Annotated in this window: 18 protein-coding genes; 7 read left to right on the forward strand and 11 right to left on the reverse strand. The window is 64.0% G+C overall.

The window, feature by feature from the left end:
* Positions 1-18 precede the first annotated feature (18 nt).
* From SO180_RS11740 to SO180_RS11765, 6 genes are all read left to right on the forward strand, one after another.
* Positions 19-1,203, forward strand: a complete 1,185-nt coding sequence (locus SO180_RS11740) for an ABC transporter substrate-binding protein (protein ID WP_449379010.1) — start codon at positions 19-21, stop codon at positions 1,201-1,203.
* Positions 1,204-1,315: 112 nt separating this feature from the next.
* Positions 1,316-2,191: a branched-chain amino acid ABC transporter permease gene (locus SO180_RS11745; protein ID WP_449378971.1), complete on the forward strand. Its 876-nt coding sequence runs from the start codon at positions 1,316-1,318 to the stop codon at positions 2,189-2,191.
* Position 2,192: 1 nt separating this feature from the next.
* On the forward strand, positions 2,193-3,119 hold the full coding sequence (locus SO180_RS11750; protein ID WP_449378972.1) for a branched-chain amino acid ABC transporter permease: 927 nt from the start codon (positions 2,193-2,195) through the stop codon (positions 3,117-3,119).
* On the forward strand, positions 3,119-4,600 hold the full coding sequence (locus tag SO180_RS11755; protein WP_449378973.1) for an ATP-binding cassette domain-containing protein: 1,482 nt from the start codon (positions 3,119-3,121) through the stop codon (positions 4,598-4,600). The genes SO180_RS11750 and SO180_RS11755 overlap by 1 nt, the downstream gene beginning before the upstream one ends.
* Before the next feature lie 37 nt (positions 4,601-4,637).
* Positions 4,638-5,879: an ABC transporter substrate-binding protein gene (locus SO180_RS11760; RefSeq protein WP_449378974.1), complete on the forward strand. Its 1,242-nt coding sequence runs from the start codon at positions 4,638-4,640 to the stop codon at positions 5,877-5,879.
* Between the two features lie 225 nt (positions 5,880-6,104).
* Positions 6,105-7,007: an SMP-30/gluconolactonase/LRE family protein gene (locus tag SO180_RS11765; RefSeq protein ID WP_449378975.1), complete on the forward strand. Its 903-nt coding sequence runs from the start codon at positions 6,105-6,107 to the stop codon at positions 7,005-7,007.
* 247 nt (positions 7,008-7,254) lie between these two features.
* Here SO180_RS11765 and SO180_RS11770 read toward each other — a convergent pair whose 3' ends face one another.
* From SO180_RS11770 to SO180_RS11805, 8 genes are read right to left on the reverse strand one after another with little or no spacing between them, the layout of a single operon-like run.
* On the reverse strand, positions 7,255-8,559 hold the full coding sequence (locus SO180_RS11770; protein ID WP_449378976.1) for an MSMEG_0569 family flavin-dependent oxidoreductase: 1,305 nt from the start codon (positions 8,557-8,559) through the stop codon (positions 7,255-7,257).
* 12 nt (positions 8,560-8,571) lie between these two features.
* Positions 8,572-8,859, reverse strand: a complete 288-nt coding sequence (locus SO180_RS11775; protein ID WP_449378977.1) for an MSMEG_0570 family nitrogen starvation response protein — start codon at positions 8,857-8,859, stop codon at positions 8,572-8,574.
* Complete coding sequence (locus SO180_RS11780; protein ID WP_449378978.1) at positions 8,852-10,018, reverse strand: MSMEG_0565 family glycosyltransferase; 1,167 nt, start codon at positions 10,016-10,018, stop codon at positions 8,852-8,854. Before SO180_RS11780 ends, SO180_RS11775 begins: the two co-directional genes overlap by 8 nt.
* Entirely contained in the window at positions 10,015-11,010 is a 996-nt protein-coding gene (locus SO180_RS11785; protein WP_449378979.1) for a sll0787 family AIR synthase-like protein, read from the reverse strand. Before SO180_RS11785 ends, SO180_RS11780 begins: the two co-directional genes overlap by 4 nt.
* Before the next feature lie 2 nt (positions 11,011-11,012).
* Positions 11,013-11,561 carry an MSMEG_0567/Sll0786 family nitrogen starvation N-acetyltransferase gene (locus SO180_RS11790; protein ID WP_449378980.1) on the reverse strand — a complete coding sequence of 183 codons (549 nt, stop codon included), beginning with the start codon at positions 11,559-11,561 and terminating at the stop codon, positions 11,013-11,015.
* The gene (locus tag SO180_RS11795) at positions 11,558-12,688 is read right to left on the reverse strand and encodes an MSMEG_0568 family radical SAM protein (protein WP_449378981.1); all 1,131 of its coding nucleotides are present in this window, start codon (positions 12,686-12,688) and stop codon (positions 11,558-11,560) included. Before SO180_RS11795 ends, SO180_RS11790 begins: the two co-directional genes overlap by 4 nt.
* Complete coding sequence (locus SO180_RS11800; RefSeq protein WP_449378982.1) at positions 12,603-13,658, reverse strand: Nit6803 family nitrilase; 1,056 nt, start codon at positions 13,656-13,658, stop codon at positions 12,603-12,605. Before SO180_RS11800 ends, SO180_RS11795 begins: the two co-directional genes overlap by 86 nt.
* 39 nt (positions 13,659-13,697) lie before the next feature.
* Entirely contained in the window at positions 13,698-14,180 is a 483-nt protein-coding gene (locus tag SO180_RS11805; RefSeq protein ID WP_449378983.1) for an MSMEG_0572/Sll0783 family nitrogen starvation response protein, read from the reverse strand.
* Positions 14,181-14,513: 333 nt separating this feature from the next.
* Between SO180_RS11805 and SO180_RS11810 the strand changes: the two genes are divergently transcribed.
* The gene (locus tag SO180_RS11810; protein WP_449378984.1) at positions 14,514-15,905 is read left to right on the forward strand and encodes an aminotransferase-like domain-containing protein; all 1,392 of its coding nucleotides are present in this window, start codon (positions 14,514-14,516) and stop codon (positions 15,903-15,905) included.
* Between the two features lie 7 nt (positions 15,906-15,912).
* Here SO180_RS11810 and SO180_RS11815 read toward each other — a convergent pair whose 3' ends face one another.
* Genes SO180_RS11815 through SO180_RS11825 form a run of 3 tightly spaced genes read right to left on the reverse strand, consistent with a single transcriptional unit; the run spans position 15,913 to position 19,521 of the window.
* Entirely contained in the window at positions 15,913-16,872 is a 960-nt protein-coding gene (locus SO180_RS11815; protein WP_449378985.1) for an ABC transporter permease, read from the reverse strand.
* A complete protein-coding gene (locus SO180_RS11820; protein ID WP_449378986.1) occupies positions 16,869-17,981 on the reverse strand; it encodes an ABC transporter permease in 1,113 nt (370 codons plus the stop codon). Before SO180_RS11820 ends, SO180_RS11815 begins: the two co-directional genes overlap by 4 nt.
* Entirely contained in the window at positions 17,974-19,521 is a 1,548-nt protein-coding gene (locus tag SO180_RS11825) for a sugar ABC transporter ATP-binding protein (RefSeq protein WP_449378987.1), read from the reverse strand. The genes SO180_RS11820 and SO180_RS11825 overlap by 8 nt, the downstream gene beginning before the upstream one ends.
* Positions 19,522-19,573: the final 52 nt, after the last annotated feature.

Raw genomic sequence — 19,573 nt, forward strand, 5'->3', positions numbered from 1 at the left:
GCAGCATTCGGCGTGCTGATGACCGGATCAGGCGCGGCACTTGCAGCAGATCCCATCAAGATCGGTGTGATCGCGGAAGCGCAGGCGATCGCCGGCGCGTCGATCCCGCAGGCTGCGCAGCTTGCCGCCGACGAGATCAATGCCAAGGGTGGCGTAGACGGCCGCAAGATCGAGATCATCTCCTACGACAACCACTCCTCATCCGCGGACTCGGTGCGCGCATTCCAGCGCGCGGTCAACGAGGACAAGGTCAACGCCGTCATCGCAAGCTATATCAGCGAAGTGGTGCTGGCGCTGGAGCCCTGGGCTTCGCGCCTGAAGACGCCGTTCGTCACGCCGGGTGCCGCCTCCAACGAGATCAGCAAGAGCGTTCACGCCGACTACGAGAAGAACAAGTACACCTTCCACGGCTATCTGACCTCGGCTGCCCTGGCGCTCTCGGTCTGCGACGCCGCCAAGGACCTGTTGGTCGACAAGATGCACATGAAGTCGGCGGTCATCATGAGCGAGGACGCCGCCTGGACCAAGCCGCTCGACGTCGGCTACGAAGAGTGCCTGCCCAAGATCGGGCTGAAGGTGCTCGACCACATCCGCTTCTCGCCCGATACCACGGACTTCACGCCGATCTTCAACAAGATCGAGAGCGCCAAGCCCGACGTGATCATCACCGGCATCTCGCATGTCGGCGTACAGCCGACGGTGCAGTGGAAGAACCAGCAGGTGCCGATTCCAATGTTCGGCATCTCCTCGCAGGCGACCAACGAGACATTCGGCAAGGACACCAACCAGGCCGCCGAGGGCGTGCTCTACCAGGGCGTCTCCGGCCCCGGCGTGGCGGTGACACCGAAGTCGGTGCCGTTCGCGGACGGTTTCCGGAAGAAGTACGGCAACTATCCGTCCTATGCCGGCTACACCGCCTATGACGAGGTCTACTACATCGCCGACGCCGTGAAACGGGCGGGCTCGACCGATGCCGACAAGCTGGTCGACGCGCTGGAGAAGACCGATTGGGAAGGCACCATCGGCCGCGTCCAGTTCTATGGCAAGGACGATCCGTTCACCCACTCCATCAAATATGGCAAGGGCCTGATCACCGGCCTGATGCTGCAATGGCAGGACGGCAAGCAGATTGCGGTCTGGCCGAAGGACGTCGCCAAGACCGACGTCAAGTTCCCGAGTTTCATCAAGCTCACGACCAACTAGTCGGAACTGCTCCCGGGCCACCTCCCGGGAGCTTTCACATGCGGCGTACGCAGCACCTTCTCTCCAAAGAGGCAGTGAGACTGCCTCTCGTAGATCAGATTGCCAGTCATAGATGCGAGCATTCCAGATTCTGATCGATGGCTTCGCCATCAGCGCCCTCTACGCTCTCGGAGCCACCGGATTCACGCTGATCTTCGGCGTCTCCGGCGTGCTCAACCTCTCCCACGGGGCCATCATGGTGGCCGCAGCAGTGGCGGCCTGGGCCGCCGCCAGCATCCTGCATGTCGACACCTATTTCGGCGCCCTGATCGGCGTGGCCGTCGCTCTCGTCACCGCCTTCGCCACCTACTTCGCAGTGGTGAAGCCAATCCAGGATTCCCGCCGCATCCCCAATGAGGAAAAGGAGATCTTCGTACTCACCGGCACGCTGCTCTGGGGCATCATGATCCAGGAGCTGATCGCCTATTTCTTCACCAACAACGCCAAGACCGTGCTGCCGATCGTCGAGGGCGTCGTCGACATTCTCGGTGTGCGCACGCCGCGCAACGAGATCTTCACCGCGGTGGTGTGCTGCCTCGTCATCGCGCTCCTGTGGCTGCTGGTGAACCGCACCCGCACCGGCAAGGCGGTGCTGGCCGCATCGATGAATCCGCGCGGCGTCACCCTGCTCGGCCTCGAGCTCACCAACATCTACATCGTCGTGTGGGCGATCTACGGCATCCTCGCCGGGATCGCCGGCGTGCTGCTCGGGATGTTCTTGGGAGTCAGTTCCTACAGCGTCGGGCCGCTGACGGCGAGCGCGTTCTCGATCGTCGTGCTCGGCGGCCTCGGCAGCGTCTCCGGGTCGCTGATCGCGGCATTCGTGGTCGGCTATCTCGAAACCATCACGGCCTATCTGGTCTCGCCCGCCTATCGCACCATTCCGGCCCTTCTGCTTTTGGTGGTCGTCATGTACATCCGGCCCCAGGGCCTTCTGGGGAGGCGCTGAGATGTCCGGATTTTTCACCTCACGCCTGTTCTTCGTTTCGCTCGCGCTCGTCCTGATCGCAGCAACGCTGCCGCTCTACGTCTCCGGCTATGTGCTCGGGCTACTCACCGTCGCGTTCTATTTCGGCGTCTTCGCGATGGCCTGGGACCTGTTGTTCGGCTTCGCTGGCGAGGTCAACTTCGGACCGACGTTCCTAATCGGCGTCGGCGCCTACACCGCCGGCATTCTCAACAACCAGTTCGGCTGGTCGGTCTATCTCTGCATCGTGCTCGGCGCGCTCGCCTCCGTCATCGCCGGCCTCGTACTGGCGCTGCCGGCCCTCAGGGTGCGGGGTCCGTATTTCGGCCTGACGACGCTGGTTGCGGTGCTCATGCTCCAGAACTTCATCGTGGTATTCGCCGATCTCACCGGCGGCGAGATCGGGCTGACCATTCCCGATGTCATCACCATCGACGCGGGCGCCAATTACTGGATCGCGCTCGGCTTCATGACGATCTCGGCGGCGATCCTCTACGGGCTGTCGCAATCGCCGATCGGGCTCGTGCTGCAGGCAAGTGGCCAGGACCCGGTGCAGGCCGGCGCCCTCGGCTTCAACATCGTCAAGCACAAGCTGGCCGCGTTCGTCGTCAGCGCGTTTTTCTCGGGACTGTCAGGCGCGCTGCTGGTGTTCTATTTCGGCACGGCCTCGGTCGGCACCGTGGTCGACGTCGCGGTCGGCGTCAATGTCATCGTCTCGGCCGTGCTCGGCGGCCGGCGCACCGTGCTCGGCGCGGCATTAGGCGCGATCTTCCTGATCGTCGCGGGCGAGTTCTTGAGGCCGACTGGCGAGCTCGCGACCTTCATCGTCTCGGCAGTCGCGCTGCTTGTGGTGCTTTTCTTCCCCGGCGGTTTCCTCGGAGCGGCCCTGTCACGCGAGGCGCGTTCATAATGGATCAGACCGTCACCACCACATCCGTTCTCGCCGTTCGTGGCCTGACCAAGCGGTTCGGCGGTCTGACGGCCGTGAAGAATCTCAGCTTCGACCTGCGTGGCGGCGAGATTTTTGGCCTGATCGGGCCAAACGGTTCGGGCAAGTCCACCGCGATGAAGAGCGTGATGGGCATCGAGCGCCCGAGCGCGGGCGAAGTGATCTTCGAAGGCGCGAACGTCGCCGGCCTTCCCGCGCACAAGATCGCGCGCAAGGGCTTTGGCATGGTGTTCCAGCACTCGCGGCCGCTGAACCGGCAGACCGTGCTGGAGAACATCATGGTCGCGTTGTTGCCGGACAGCCTGTTCATGCTGTTTCCGGACAAGGCGCTGGTTGAGCGGGCCAAATGGATCGCCGACCGCGTCGGACTTGGCGCCGTGATGAATCGCCGGCCGCCGACGCTGCCTTTTGCCGATCTGCGCCGGCTCGAGCTTGCCAAGGCGATCGCCCGCGACCCGAAGGTGGTGCTGGTCGACGAGCCCTTCGCCGGGCTGACGCGGGCCGAGGTCGACGTCTTCTCCAACCTGATCCGCAGCTTTCGCGCTGAAGGCCGCGCGGTGATGCTGGTGGATCACAACGTCAAGGGCGTCGCCGCGCTCGTCGACCGCGTGCTCGCGATGTATCTCGGCGAGGAGATCGTCACCGGCAAGGCCGACGAGGTGATGAAGAACGAGACCGTGCGGCGGGTCTATCTCGGCGGCGCCATCGAGACCCATGCGCGGCCCGAGACCACCTTCAAGGACAAGGTGCCGCTGCTGCAGGTGGAAAACGTCAGCGTTCATTATGGCAAGGCGCAGGCGCTGGAGAACGTCTCGATCCACGTCCACGAGGGCGAGTTCGTCTCCATCGTCGGCCTGAACGGCGCCGGCAAGACCACGCTGTTCAACACAATCTCCGGCTTCCTGCCCTATGACGGCGAGATCCTGCGCAGCGGGGAAAAGCTGCGTGGCACGAGCGCGGCAAAAATCGCGCGCAGCGGGCTCGTGCAGTGCCCGGAATCGCGCGAGCTATTCGGCGAGATGACGGTGCGGGAAAACCTCGATCTCGGCGGCCAGCATCTCACCGACGAGGCTCGCGCGGCGCAGCTTGCGTGGCTTTTCGAGCTGTTCCCGATTCTGAAAGAACGCCAGGGCCAGTTGGCGCAGACGCTCTCCGGCGGCGAGCAGCAGATGCTCGCGATCGGCCGCGCGCTGATGATGCAGCCGCAAATCCTGATCCTGGACGAGCCGACCCTGGGGCTCGCGCCCGTCATCCTCGAGCAATTGTCCAAGGCACTGGAGAAGCTGCGGCAGACCACGTCGATCACCGTGCTGCTCGGCGAGCAGAACGTGACCTTCGCCCTTCCCCACGCCGACCGCGTCTATGTGCTCGAGCATGCGCGGATTGTCTGGGAAGGAGATCCTGGACGGTTCGCGGCGGAAGCCGGCGCCGGATATCTGTGACGATTGCCATAACGGTAACAAGCAAAGGGAGACGACCATGCGACTACCGACGTGTCCGAGCAATGCCCTCCTTCTCGCTTCTGCGCTGGCGCTGTGCCTCGCAGCGCCCGCTTATGCGCAGTCCAATGATCCCATCAAGATCGGCGTCATCGCCGAGGTACAGTCGATCGCGGGTGCGGCGACGCCGGGCGGCGCGCAGATCGCCGCTGACGAGATAAATGCCAAGGGCGGTGTGCTCGGCCGCAAGATCGAGATCGTCACCTACGACAACAAGAGCTCTTCGGCCGATTCCGTCCGCGCGTTCCAGCGTGCGGTGAGCGAGGACAAGGTTTCCGCGGTGATCGCAAGCTATATCAGCGAGGTCGTGCTGGCGCTCGAGCCGTGGGCGGCACGGCTGAAGATGCCGTTGATCACGCCGGGCGCTGCGTCGAACGAGATCACCAAGGCGATCCATAATGACTACGACAAGAACAAATATACATTCCACGGCTACCTGACCTCTGCCGCGCAGGCGCAGCTCGTCTGTGATGCCGCAAAGGATCTGCTCGTCGACCAGCTCAAGTTCAAGACGGTCGCGATCATGAGCGAGGATGCTGCCTGGACCAAGCCGCTCGACGTCGGTTACGAAGCCTGTCTGCCCAAGGCCGGCCTGAAGGTCGTCGAGCATGTACGCTTCTCGCCTGACACCACCGACTTCACGCCGATCTTCAACAACATGGAGAGCAAGAAGCCGGACGTGATCGTGACCGGCATCTCGCATGTCGGCGTGCAGCCGACGGTGCAGTGGAAGAACCAGCAGGTGCCGATCCCGATGTTCGGCATCAGCGCGCAGGCCTTGAGCCCGACCTTCTGGAATGACACCAACGGCGCGGCCGACGGCGTGCCATCGCTGGCGGTCGCAACGCCCGACGTCGCGGTGACGCCGAGGACGAAACCGTTCGCGGCGGCCTTCAAGGCCAAGTTCGGCACGCCGCCGGCCTATACCGGCTATACCGCCTATGACGAGGTCTACATCATCACGGATGCAATCAAGCGCGCCGGCTCGACCGATCCGGACAAGATGGTTGCCGAGCTGGAGAAGACCGACTTCGAGGGCACGATCGGTCGCATCCAGTTCTATGGCAAGAGCGACGAGTTCACCCACGGCATCAAGTCGGGCCCCGGTGCGGTGACCGGCCTGGTCTTCCAGTGGCAGGACGGCAAGCAGATCACGGTCTGGCCGCAGAAGATCGCGGAAGGGAAGCTCAAGTTTCCCAACTTCGTGAAACTGTCGCAGTAACGGCTGTACCCACTCAAACACGTCATGCCCGGGCTCGTCCCGGGCATTTGCATTCTTTTCTCAGCACGTTGCTCCGATGAAGCGCCACTTGCAAATTTCGCAGGGTCGATCAGAGTGACCGTCAACAGCACGCAGGCGTCTCAGAACCTGCGGCGCGCAGTGCGCTATGGCTAGGGGACGCGCCCGACGACTAGGCGCGTCCCAAGTTATCATCGCGGAGGACCCATGCTCCCCTATGTCACCCACGACCCGCGGTTCGAGCGGCTCGTCATCGGTCATGTCAATATCGAAAAGCTTTTCACTGGCTGCCGCTGGGCCGAAGGCCCAGCCTATTTCCCGGCCGGTCGCTACCTCGTCTGGTCCGACATTCCCAACAACCGGATGATGCGGTTTGACGAGACCGATGCATCGGTGTCGGTGTTCCGCTCGCCCAGCTTCAACTCCAACGGCAATACGACCGATCGCCAGGGACGGCTGGTCAGCTGCGAGCATTTCATGAGGCGCGTCACCCGCACCGAGCACGACGGCTCGGTCACCGTGCTGGCCGACCAGTTCGATGGCCGCCGGCTCAACTCGCCCAACGACGTCGTGGTCAAGTCCGACGACTCGATCTGGTTCTCCGATCCGACCTACGGCATCGACAGCGACTACGAGGGGCAGCAGAGCCCGTCCGAGATCGGCGCCAGCAACGTCTACCGGATCGACGGCAGCACCGGCGCCATCACGCGCGTCGTGTCCGACCGGGTGCAACCCAACGGACTGGCCTTCTCGCCCGACGAGACGCGGCTCTACGTCGCCGACACCGGCGCCACGCATGTCCCCGGGCTGCCCGCGACGATCTGGTCCTACAAGGTGGAGGGACAGCAGACGTCCGGAGACGCCACACTGTTCGCCACCTGTCAGGAGGGTCTCTACGACGGCTTCCGCTGCGACATCCACGGCAATATCTGGACGTCGGCAGGCCGCAGCGTGTTCTGTTACGCGCCTGATGGCACGCATATCGGCACGGTTCCGGTCGGTGAAATCGTCGCCAACGTGTGCTTCGGCGGCCCGCGCCGCAACCGGCTCTACATCTGCGGCCAGACTTCGCTCTACTCGATCTATCTCAACACGCGCGCGGCAGTTTAGGGAGTGCCGCGAAGCTCGGCGCAACCACACAAAAAAATATCGAAAACAACCCCATGCAAAGTAGCCGGTGGCGAACGGCGTGATGATTTACGATTTTGCGAAATCATTTGACACGTCGGGCAAAGGGGCATGATGCCATCATCGGGCCGTGGGATCAGACGTAGCTTGGGGTTGCAGGGAGAAGGCTGTTCTCCTCGCTGTTCAGGCTGTCCGCGACGGCTTGTGGCCGCCATTCGCGCGAGCGGTGTTACACGGCTACTCGCGCTGCATAGTGCGAGGCATCGTGTCTGCCGGCTTGATGCGCGTCGGCGTGCGGAGCGCTCGCGCGCTCTTTGATGTGGTCCGCAACAAACTCTGCATCTCGTCCGACGCCGACAAACCGGCCCGAGCCCCAGGTGTGGAGCCATGGCAATCCGATGACATAGGCGCCGTCGACCGACGTGATGCCTCGCTTGTGGGTTGGATAACCGGTGCCATCGAACATCGGCAGGTCGACCCACGACCAATCGGACCGGAAGCCGGTCGTCCAGATGATGCTGGTGATGCCGCTCTCTGCGAGATCGAGCTCCGTCGGCGCCGCAATGGGAGACCACACGGGTTCATAGTGAGGCGTCACAGGCGCCGCGATTTTATTCTTGGCGATGTGTTCGTCGATCAGTCGGCAGATGCCATTGTACACCCGATCGGCATTGTCGAGATTGGCCTGAAGATCATCGCCAAGCTGCAAGGATGTCCCGTGGCCGTCCCCGAGACGACCGTAGAGCTTCATACCCTCGAGGGCGAATTTGCGCAGGTCGATGTCGCGGCCCCCGTCCCGTCCGGTCAAATAGTGGTTGGCGTTCTTGCGAACCCCGTCTTTGAGCGAATGCTGATCGACCGGCAGGTTATACTGGCCGAGATCGTCAAGCCAGTCGACCGCATCGCGGCCGCGATAGAAGCGCGGGCATCGCGGCGCGCTGCCGACGGCCAGATGCACCTTGCGGCCGCCCAGATGCAGGTCTTCGGCGATCTGACAGCCCGATTGCCCGCTTCCCACCACGAGGATCTCGCCCGGTGGCAACTGAACCGGTTTGCGGTAGGCCGATGAATGGATCTGCGTGATAGCTGGATCGAGGCGCTGCGCAAACGGCGGCACTTTCGGGATGTGATAGCCGCTGACGGCCAGCACGACGTGGTCAGCGGCGATCTCGCCGGCGTTCGTCTCGAGCCTGAATCCGCGACCTGCCTGCCTCAGCCGCGTGACGGCGACACCTTCGCGGATCGGCGCACCGATGTGTTTCGCAAAATCCTCGATATAGGAGACGATCTCGTCGCGCAGCATGAAACCGTGCGGATCCTTGCCGGTGTAAGGAAAGCCGGGAAGCTGGCACTGCCAGTTCGGCGTCACGAGGCAGAACGCGTCCCAGCGCTGCGTCTTCCAGGAATGGGCGATGGTGTTCTTCTCCAACACGACATGCCCGATGCCGTGCTTCTTGAGCTGCGCGCTCATCGCAAGGCCGGCCTGGCCGCCGCCGATCACGACGACCGGATAGTGAGTATGAAGGTCAGACATGATCAGCTCCTGCTATTCTTCGAACGAGACGATGGTGACGGACGCTCCGGGCGTGGCCTCGAACCGGGTTGCCATTGCTTCGATGTGGGCCAGCTGCCCGAGCGCGCGCGAGCAGAGAAAGCCGTACCTCTCGCGGACGCGCTCAGCCGCGATGGTCAGCGCGGTGCGGCTGCGCTCGCGGAATTCGGCGAGCGTATAGGTCGCGCCCGGGACGAAATGATCCTTGATGACGAGCGAGGGCGAATAGCAGGCCTCAATTCGCGCATCGGGCCAACGCACGTTGAAGTGCATCTCAGGCATAGTGCACCTCGCACATGTCCTGATAGGTCGGCACGTGAGCCTTGGCGGTACGGCTCCAGTCATGACGCCGGACGAGTCTGGTGCCGTTCGCGATCAGACGCGAGCGAAGGGGGTCCGTGAGCGCACTGAGGACAGCGTCCGCGATCGAGCCCGCGTGATGCGGATCGCACCAGGCGACGTCGTCGGGGCCAAGATATTCCGTGAATGGCTCAATGTGCGACACCACCGCCGGCACGCCGCTGGCCATCGCTTCCAGCACCGCCAGGCCAAAGCCTTCGCGCAAGGACGGAAACACCAACGCATCGGCAAGGCGATAGAGCGACGGCATTTCGGCATCCATCAAGGGGCCGGTCTCGATCACGGCGTCCGCCGGCAATCCGGCATCCCGCAGCCGTGACTTGAACTGTTGCCGGTAGAGGCCATGGTCGAGAAGCGAAGCGCCGCCCGCGATGACGACCTGCGCGGACCGGTGCACGGCGTGCACCTGCCGGAAGGCATCGAGAATGCCGAGCGTATTCTTGCGCTGCTCGACGCCGCCGATCGAGAGCAGGATCGGGGCTCCGCGAAGGCCGAGCCGGGCGCGCAGCACCTCGTCGGCGGATGCCGACGCGGCCGAATAGCACACCGTGTCGACACCGTTGCCGACCAGCGTCGCCGTACGGGACATCTCTGTCTTCAGTTGCTCCTGCCAAAATCGGCTGACGACGAACAGGCCGTCGGCGCGGACGATCGAGCGACGGTCGAGCTCGCAGAGCCGTTCGTCCCCGAACGCATCGATGTGATGGACCGTACGCACATAGCGCCGGATCAGGCCGCGCTGCTTCAGCGTCGCGAGCGCATTGCCGGAGATGCCGTCCTGGGCGTGGAAGACGTCATACTGCCGATGCGCCAAATCCTCGAAATGCCTGACATAGTCCGCAATGCGCGTTTCGACCATCGCAACGACGTCGCCCGAGACGGGCGATGCAGGCACTGAGCACGTCGAGGCGACGGTGCGGCGGAAGAAGCCTCTGCCTGTGGGGTCGGGTGCGTGCACGACCGGCCTATGGCCGAGCTGCGCCAGAGCGTCCGCAAGCGCGAGCGCGTGGACCACGCCACCCCGTGGATTGATCGAGTGCGTGAGGATCGCGATGCGAAGCTGGGACGAACCGCCACTCATGCCACGCTCCGTTGCGGGCTGCTCTGGCGAGGCGCACAGCCGATCAGCGGCTGCTCCGAAAAATCCCAGACCGTTGCGCGGCCGGAAGCCGTGTGAATGTCGACGGTCGCTCCAGCAGCAACCTCCCCGATGTCCGCTGCCGCGATGCCGCGTCGCTGAAAGCGCGAGATCGTCTCATCGACGTATTCGGGCTTCACCGACAGGAGATAGCCGAAGCTGGGGAACGTCAGCAGCCAGCGTTCGAGCGGTGCACCGGCGGGAATCGGAATCGCATCAACATCCAGCGTGATGGCGACCTGCGAGCACTCGGCGAGCATCGCCGCGGTCCCGACGATACCGCCCTGGCTGATGTCCTTGGCGGCGAGCGCGAGCCCGGACTCGGCGATGGACGGAAGGATTTCCAGATCGCCGCGGAGCCGCTCCGCGGGCGCGTCGGTCGCAGCTTCCCAATTCGCGAATGGCTCGCGATAACGGCCGCGCAGATCGATCGCCGCGATGAGCTTGTCACCGGCCCGAGCGTCGAAGCTGGTGAGAACCCTTTTGGCACGGCCGAGAATTGCGACGGCAAACTGACTTTGGCTGCTGCGCACATTGGTGTGCCCGCCGATGACGGGTACGCCAAAGGTTTTTGCGGCGGCCTTCAATCCTTCGAGAATGGGCGCTGCCTTGTCCGCACCATTGGACCAGATCGCGTTGACGATCGCGGTCGGCCGTCCGCCCATCGCGGCGACGTCGGAAATGTTGACCATGGCGCCGCACCAGCCGGCGAACCAGGGATCGGCGGCAACGAATTCGTTCATGAAGCCTTCGATGGCGAACAGAGTGTAGCCGTCGCCATCCGGGATGGCCGCACAGTCATCACCCACCGCGATGGCGTCGCTGCCCGACAGATCGAGCGCGGCCGCGACGGCCGCAATGTCGGCCTTCGCCGCGATGCCGCGACTTCGGCGGAGCCTTTCGGCAAGACTTTTGAGTGCGGCATCCGTCAGCATGATCAGGCCGCCAGTCTTGCAAGCGACAGGAAGCCGGTCTCGGGCGTCCGGAACGGCGGATAGTGATCGAGGTCGGCTTCCATCCGATGGTGCGGCCGGCCATGGAGCTCGAATTCGCCCAGCGAATGCCAGTGCATGTGCTGGAACAAAAGCGCGTTCTGGCTCTGCACATTCGCAAGGAAGCGCCGGCAGCCACGCGCGTGCGCAGAGGAGACGGCGAGCCGGATCAGGCCAGCCCCGACGGCACTGAGCCGGCGATAGTTCTTTTCGACGGCAAGCCGGGAGCCCCACCAGACATCCGCTTCGTGTTCGTCGGCGTGAATGCGCACGGTGCCGACGACATCATCCTCGACCACACCAAGCAGTGACACGGCGACGAGCGGAATGGCGACGTCGTCGACCGGGTCGCGATCATCGCCTGAAAAGACGTGCTGCTCTTCGCAGAAGACCTTGCGCCGCAAAGCGGTAGCGGCAGCGAGCTCCCAGGTTTCGGTTACGAACTTGACCTGGAATTCGGGTGCGATGAACGGTTTGAACGGCTCGAATATCATGCGCTTGCTCCGCGCTCATAGGTTGATAGTGCCGAGCAGGCTCCGCATTTGCCGCAGCCTGCCTTGATGTCGATTGCGCGCAAACCGCCCACGCGCAGCATTTCGGCGAGCGGGCGCAGGATCTCGTGCATGAACGCCGGAGACGGCGTCGGATGGCTCTCCAGCGGCGTGCCGGCGATCGGCACGAACGGGACGACGAAGGGATAGACGCCGATATCGATGAGCCGGCGCGATAGCGCGAGAATTTCAGAAGGCTCATCGCCAAGCCCGGCGAGGATGTAGGTCGAGACCTGGCCGCGCCCGAAGACCGGGACGGCAGCAGCGAAAGCGTCCATATAGGCCTCGATCGACACCTGCGCCTTGCCCGGCATGATCCTCTGGCGCACGTCAGGCCCGATGACTTCCAGATGCATGCCGAGCGCGTCGACGCCTGCATCCTTCATGCGCTGGAACCAGGCGATATCATCCGGCGGCTCGCATTGCGCCTGGATCGGCAGGTCAACGGCGGCTTTTATGGCCTGCGCACTTTCCGCAAGGATGCCGGCGCCGCGGTCGGACGTATGTGGCGTACCCGTCGTCATGACCATGTGGCGAACACCGTCGAGCTCGACAGCCACCTTTGCGACTTCTGCAAGCTGCGCCGGTGTCTTGCGCTCGACCGTGCGTCCCGCCGCGAGCGACTGGCCGATGGCGCAGAACTGGCAGGTCTTGGTGCGACTCTGGTAACGAATGCAGGTTTGCAGCACGGTCGTGGCGAGCACGTCGCGCCCGTGCAGCGTCGCGATCTTCCAGAAGGGAATGCCGTCCTCGGTCACGCGGTCGTAGAATTTTGGCCGCAGCGGAAACGAGACGTCTGCGAGCGCCACGCCGTCGCGCGAGATGCGGCTGCGCCCGGCCTCGTCCGGCCGCTCGACGAGATAGGGACTCTCGAAGGCCGGCGCATTGTGGACCGGAATCATCACGGTCGCGCCGTCGATCGTGAACGGCGTATGGTCCGACGGCCCGGCACCGCCGCGGCGGCCGGTGGCCCCGGTCTTGGGATCAGCGAGCCGGACTCCGAAGGACTGCAATTCGTTGATCAGCTGCTCGGTCGGGATCGCCTTGGGTTGCGGCATCTGCGGTCTCATCTGATTGGTCTCCCGGAATGGGCATGAGGCGGTTCGGGTGAAGGCCGTGCATGGGGCGCGCGGGGCGGTCGTTCAGCACCAGCGACAAAAGCTCCGGCCGGGCGTAGTGCCCGACCGAGTCCATCATCCGTTTGCGCTTGGTGATCAGCGCGAGATCGAGATCGGCGACGAGGATCCCCTCGCCGCTGGTTAGCGGCGGCACCAGATGATTGCCTTCCGGCGATACGATCGCGGTCATGCAGCCGCCGCGGAGGCCTTTGCGCAGGCCTTCCTCGGGCGAGATTTTCGCAATCTGCTCCTCGGTCAGCCATCCGGTGGCGTTGACGACGAAGCATCCGCTTTCCAGCGCGTGATGCCGGATTGTCACCTCGATCTGGTCGGCAAAGACCTGACCGACCAGCGATCCCGGAAACTGCGCGGCGTGGATTTCTTCATGCTGGGCCATCAGCGCGTAGCGGGCCAGCGGATTATAGTGCTCCCAGCAGGCCAGCGCGCCGACACGGCCAACCGCAGTCTCGATCACCTTCAACCCCGCGCCATCGCCCTGCCCCCAGATCATGCGCTCGTGGAACGTCGGGGTGATCTTGCGGCGCTTGAGCAGCAGGGCGCCGTTCGCATCGAACACGAGCTGGGTGTTGTAGAGCGAACCGTGATCGCGCTCGTTGACGCCGAGCACCACCACCATGCCGTGACGCCTGGCCGCCTGTCCCACCGCATCCGTGACGGGACCGGGCACGACGACGGCGTTGTCGTAGAGCTGGATATGCTCGGCGCCGCTCAGGACCGGCGGACGAACGAAGGAGAAATACGGGTACCAGGGAACGAACGTCTCCGGAAAAACGGCGAACTCGACTCCTTTGCCGGCGGCCTCTGCGATGGCGGCCAGAATCCGGTCAACCGTTCCGGTCGGCGTGTCCAGATCCGGCGCGATCTGAATCGCGCCAGCTCGGACCGTACGTTTCGCTGTCACTGTGCTTCCTCCCTCGTCCGTCGTGTGGGCCAACCGAGGTCAGACGGTCCAGGTGTGGATCATGAACGCGTCGTCCCTGCGATGAAGCAGGATGAGATCGAGCACATCGAGCGGATTGATCGGACGGATGCCGGGAATGAGCGACGGCTCGCCATGGCCGTAAAGCGCTTGCAGCGCGAACCGGCAGGCATAGACCTTGCCGCCTTCATCCATGAACTTTGCAAGCTGATTGTTGAAGTTCTGCGCGCCGGGAAACGCTTCGTCACCGATCTTCGGGAAGCCACGCTGAATGCCGAGCGTGACGCCGGGACCATAAAGCAGAACCGAGGTCTCGAAGCCCTTCCGCTTCAGGCGCAGCGCCTGGAGAATGTTGACGAGACCGATGGAGCCCTCGAACGCGACGGTGTGGAAGGTGACCAGCGCCTTCTCACCCGGCTTTGCTTTGATGTCCTCGAAAACCTTCTCTTCGTAATCGACAAGAAAGTCGCCCTTCTGTCGCGCGGGCATGTTCACTGCTGGCATAGACACCTCCTGTTCACGTCCGGGCCTCCCGGATCGAGATCAGGTTTTTGCAATCAATGTGCCAAGCGACGTTCTGCATTACAAATCATCACAACATACAATTTGCATCCAATTATGCAGTCATGGTTGACTGGAGACCTGACTGGATTTGGATATGCCTCCACTGCGCGTGAAAAAACTGCCTGAAAAATGCTGTGCAGCGCGCTTGATCGTTGTGCAATCCATTCCGCGGAGCGGAGACCTCAGGCGATGCGGAGGTGCGACGCAATTGCGTTGAAACTTGCAACAATATACAGTCAATTCTACTGACGTAATCTCCTGGGACTGAACGCAATGGCCGATTGGCGACCCGATCTATCGAACAGCGACAAGCCTCGCTATCTCGCAATCGCAGACGCAATCGCCGATGATATTGCCGCCGGACGGCTTGTGATCGGTGACCGTTTGCCGCCGCAACGAAAATTGGCGAAGCGCCTCGATGTTGATTTCACCACCGTTGCGCGCGGCTATGTCGAAGCCCAGAAGCGCGGGCTGATCGAATCGAAGGTCGGACAGGGAACCTTCGTTCGCGACAAGCCGCGACCGCGGCGCTCGGCGGCGACGAGCTTCCCGCCCCGTCCGGTCGACCTGTCGATGAACCTGCCCCCCGAGCCCGATGATCCCGAATTGATCGAGCGCATGCAGGCCGGCGCCGAATATGTGCTGCGCGACATCGTACCGCTCCTACGCTATCAGGGTTTTGGCGGCACGCAGGCCGACAAGGATGCCGCATCGAGCTGGCTCGGCCGCCGTGCGCTAGTGCCGGCACAGAGCCGCATCTTCGTCTCGCCGGGGGCGCATCCGGCGCTGCTCGGCATCCTCTCGATCCTTGCGAAAGCGGGCGAGGTGGTGCTGTGCGAGGCCATCACCTATCCCGGCATCAGGTCCATCGCCGCGCAGCTCGGCATCACCCTCGTCGGCCTGCCGATGGACGCTGACGGCATCGATCCGGAGGTGCTGACTAACGCGTGCAAGAAACTGAAGCCCAAGGCCATCTACCTCAATCCGACGCTGCAGAATCCTACGACCCTGACGATTCCTGATCCGCGGCGGCGCGAGATCGTGGCGATCGCGCGGCGATTCAAGCTGCCGATCATCGAGGATGATGCCTATGGCTTCATTCCCGAGCACGGCCACGGCCACGCGCCTTTTGCCGCGATCGCGCCCGATCTGACCTGGCACGTCGCGGGACTGGCGAAATGCATCGGAGCGGGCTTGCGAGCCGCCTACGTCGTCGTGCCCGATACGCGCTCGGCCTGGCCGTTTGCCTCTGCGCTGAGATCGGCGACCGTGATGGCATCGCCGCTGACCGTGGCGATCGCCACGCGGTGGATCGAGGACGGCACCGCGGACACGATGTTGCGCTTCATCCGCGCCGAGACCTCGGCGCGACAGAAGCTCGCCGCCGAAATCCTGCCCAAGGGGTCCTATCGTGGCGATCCCCTAAGCTTCAACCTGTGGGTTGCGCTGCCCGAACCATGGAATCGGTCGGCTTTCGTGGAGCATATGCGGCAGACCGGCATCGGTGTCGTCGCAAGCGATGCCTTCATCGTGAGCGATCCGCCTCCCGAGGCCGTGAGAATATGCATCGGCGGTCCCGCGACCCGGGCCCAGATCAGGGTCGCACTCGAGTACACCGCTCATGCGCTCGTCGAAACGCCGGCTCTGGCGTCGTCGTTTCTCTGATCCGAGACTAGCTCGTAACCCGTTCGCCGCGCCCATAGACCAGCAGCATGAAGATGATGACGAGGCCATAGATCACCTGCCGGCCGGCCTCGGGCATGTCCATGATCGAAAGCACGCTGTTGAGCAGCACGATCAGCACGACGCCGATCAGCGTGCCGAGATAGCGGCCGCGGCCGCCCAAAATGTTGGTGCCGCCGATCACCACCGCCGCGATCGCCGGCAATAGATAGGCATCGCCCATGCCCTGATAGGCTTTCGTGGAATAGCCAGCGAGCAGCACACCGGCGAGCGCAGCCGCACCGCCGCAGATGACGAAGCAGATCACGGTGACGCGGCGCGTGTCGACGCCGGCCAGGTATGCGGCCGCTTCCTTGTTGCCGATGGCATAGATGTAGCGGCCGAGCGCGGTGCGCTGGAGCATGATTGCGACCAGCACGGAAACCGCGGCCCAAACGAACAGGGCGTTGGGAATCCCGAGCGTGCGGTCGGCGGCGAGCGACCGCATCAAATCGGTGGCGGCCGTCTGCGGCGCGTAGCCGCCGGTATGGGCAACCATCAGGCCGCGCATCACCGCATTGACACCGAGCGTGAAGATCATCGAGGGCACGCGCAAGTAAGCAACGCCGATGCCGTTGACGAGCCCGACCAGAAGCCCGATCCCGAGCCCGACGGGAATGGCGAGCGGTCCGCCGATCGACGTCGCCATCATGGCGGCGGCTGCCAGCGTCCATGGCACCGACAGGTCGATCTGGGCGATCAGGATCACGATCATCATGCCGGCCGCCACGATGCCGAGGAAGGCACCGATCTGGAGCTGCTGCAACAGATAGGTCGGCGACAGCAGCGGCGCGCTGCCGAAACGGGCAAACGTATAGACGGTCCCCGCCACGAGGATGACGAGGATGAACAGCGCCGCAATCAGGATCGGGCGGTCGTCGCGCGAGAGGCTGAGAGAGGCCGACGTCATCGAAAGAGCTCCAGCGTGTTCCTGACGCGCAAGACGCCGAGCGCGCCGATGCTCACCGCCGCCAGCAGGATCAGGCCCTCGAACAGCGGTTGCAGCAGGGGCGCGATGTCGAAGATGCGAAACAAGAAGGAGATCACGCGCAGGATCATCGCCCCGAAGATCGAGCCGATCGCGCTGCCGGTGCCGCCGAGTAGCGAGGTGCCGCCGATCACGACGGAGGCGATGGAGTTGAGCGTATAGGCGCCGGCCTGCGGGATGTCGGCATTGCCCGAGGAGGTCTGGATCGCCAGGAAAAGACCGCCGCAGCCGGCGAAGAAGCCGGCGAGCGTGAAGGCCGCGATCTTGGCGCGGTCGATCGGCAGTCCTGACATGTAGGCTGCGCCTTCGGCCGAGCCGACCGCATAAACGGCGCGGCCGAGAACGGAGCGGCGGAACGGCACCCAGACGAGGAGCGCGATCAGGACGAGCAGCACGAACGGCACCGGAATCCACGCCACCGGCGCAAACCAGCTTGCGGCACCATCGTCGAAGATATGCACGGTCGCGGCGAAATCGCCGAGCGAATTGGTCAGCGCCCAGTTGAGATCCTCGTCGATCTTGCCGCCCGGCGTCGGCCGCAGGAACAGCGCGATGCCGATATAGACCGCACCGGTCGCGAGCGTGGCGATGATCGGCTGGATGCGTCCATAAACGACGACGCAGCCGTTGACGAAACCGGCCAGCGCGCCGATGGCGAGGCACACGACGATCCCGAGCAGGATGCCGCTGATGCCTCCGGGAAATGTGCCGAGGAAGAGATGCAGGCCGAAGATATCCAGATGCAGCGGCGTGCCTCCCGCCGTGCCCGTGAGCAGATAGCTCGCGAAGCATCCCACCATGGTCATGACGGCGCCGACCGAGAGATCGAGCCCCGACGCCAGCACGGGGACGGTCTGGGCCATGGCCAGCATGGCGAGCGCAAAGATCTCGTCGCCGTTCTGCACCAGCACGGCCGAGGAGAAGCCCTTGGGGTGCGCAAGGTTGTAGAGGACATAGAGGACGCAGAACAACAGGACAGCGGTGACGATGCCGACGTTCTGACGGGCGCGGATGGCAACATCGTCAAGCATGGACGGCCCCAGTGCCAGCCGGCGCTGCGGCGTCGATGTTCAACGCGCTCGCTATGATATTCGTCTCGGTGAGCTCGCTGCCCTCGAGCTCGCGCACGATACGGCCGTCATACATGATCGCCACCCTGTCGCAACAGCCGATCAGCTCGTCATAGTCGGTCGAGTAGAACAGGATGGCGGCGCCCTGGTCGGCGAGCTCGCGCATCAACCGGTAGAGCTCCTGCTTGGTGCCGACGTCGATGCCGCGGGTGGGATCGTTGAGCAGGATGATGCGCGGCTCGGTCATCAGCCACTTGGCGAGCACCACCTTCTGCTGGTTTCCGCCAGAAAGCGTCGAGACCGCATCGCCGGGCGCGCCGATCTTGATCTGGAGCCGCGCGATGGCGCGCTTGACAGCTTCGTTCTCCTTGGCACGGTCGACCAGAGGCCCGGTCGAGATTGCGTCGAGCGAGGCGACCACCAGATTGTCTGATATCGACATCGGCAGCATCAGGCCTTCGGTCTTGCGATCCTCGGGCACCAGCGCGATGCCGACCGACTTCGCAGCCGCGGGTGAGCCCGGCCGCACCTCGCGGTCTTCGACCGTGATGCGCCCGGAAATGCCGCGCAGCACGCCGAACAATGCGAGCAGCAGGGATTTCTGGCCCTGGCCGTCGAGGCCGCCGAGACCGACGATCTCGCCGGCGCCGACGCGCAGCGAGATGCGATCGAGACGACCTTCCCAGGACAGGTTGTCGAGCGCCAGCATCGGCTTCACCGAGGTACGGGCCGGCTTGGCAGGATATTGAGTCGCGATGTCGCGACCGATCATGAGCTGAACGATCTCAGCGGTCGAGCGCCTGCCCTTGTCGAAGGTTTCGATATGGCGTCCGTTGCGAAACACCGAGGCACGGTCGGCGAGCGCCTCGACCTCGTGCATGCGATGCGAGATGTAGAGAATGGCAACGCCCTCGGACTTGAGCCGCGCCAGCATCGCATAGACCTTCTCGACGTCGGCGCTGGTGAGAGCCGAGGTCGCCTCGTCCAGGATCAAAAGCTGCGGCTTCTTGCCGAGTGCCTTGGCGATCTCGACGATCTGACGGCGCGACAGCGGCAGGTCACGGACGCGCATCAAGGGGTTGACGTCCTCGCACCCGATCTCGGCCAGCAGCTCCTCGGCGCGGCGGCGCTGCGCCCGCGCGTCGATCAGGCCGAACCGGCGCGGCGGCGAGGCGATCGAGATGTTGTCCGCGACCGAGAGGTCGGGCATCAGCGACAGTTCCTGGAAGATGCAGACCACACCGGCGGCATTGGCAGCCGACGGCGTCGCGAAGCTCACGTCATGTCCGGCGAGGCGCATGCGGCCGCTGTCAGGCTGCACCACACCGGCGATGATCTTGATCAGCGTCGATTTGCCGGCGCCGTTCTCACCCAGCACGGCGTGGATCTTACCGCGTTCACAGGCGAAGTCGACGCCCTCCAGCGCCCGCACGCCGGCGTAGCGTTTGGAAATGCCGGACAGTTCGAGAAAGGCCGCTTGCGACGGGACCGCATCCGACATGGCGCGTGCTCACACAGCCGCGGCCCGGCCGAGGCCGGGCCGCAAGCAAGGC

This window comes from Bradyrhizobium sp. UFLA05-112 (assembly GCF_053572325.1).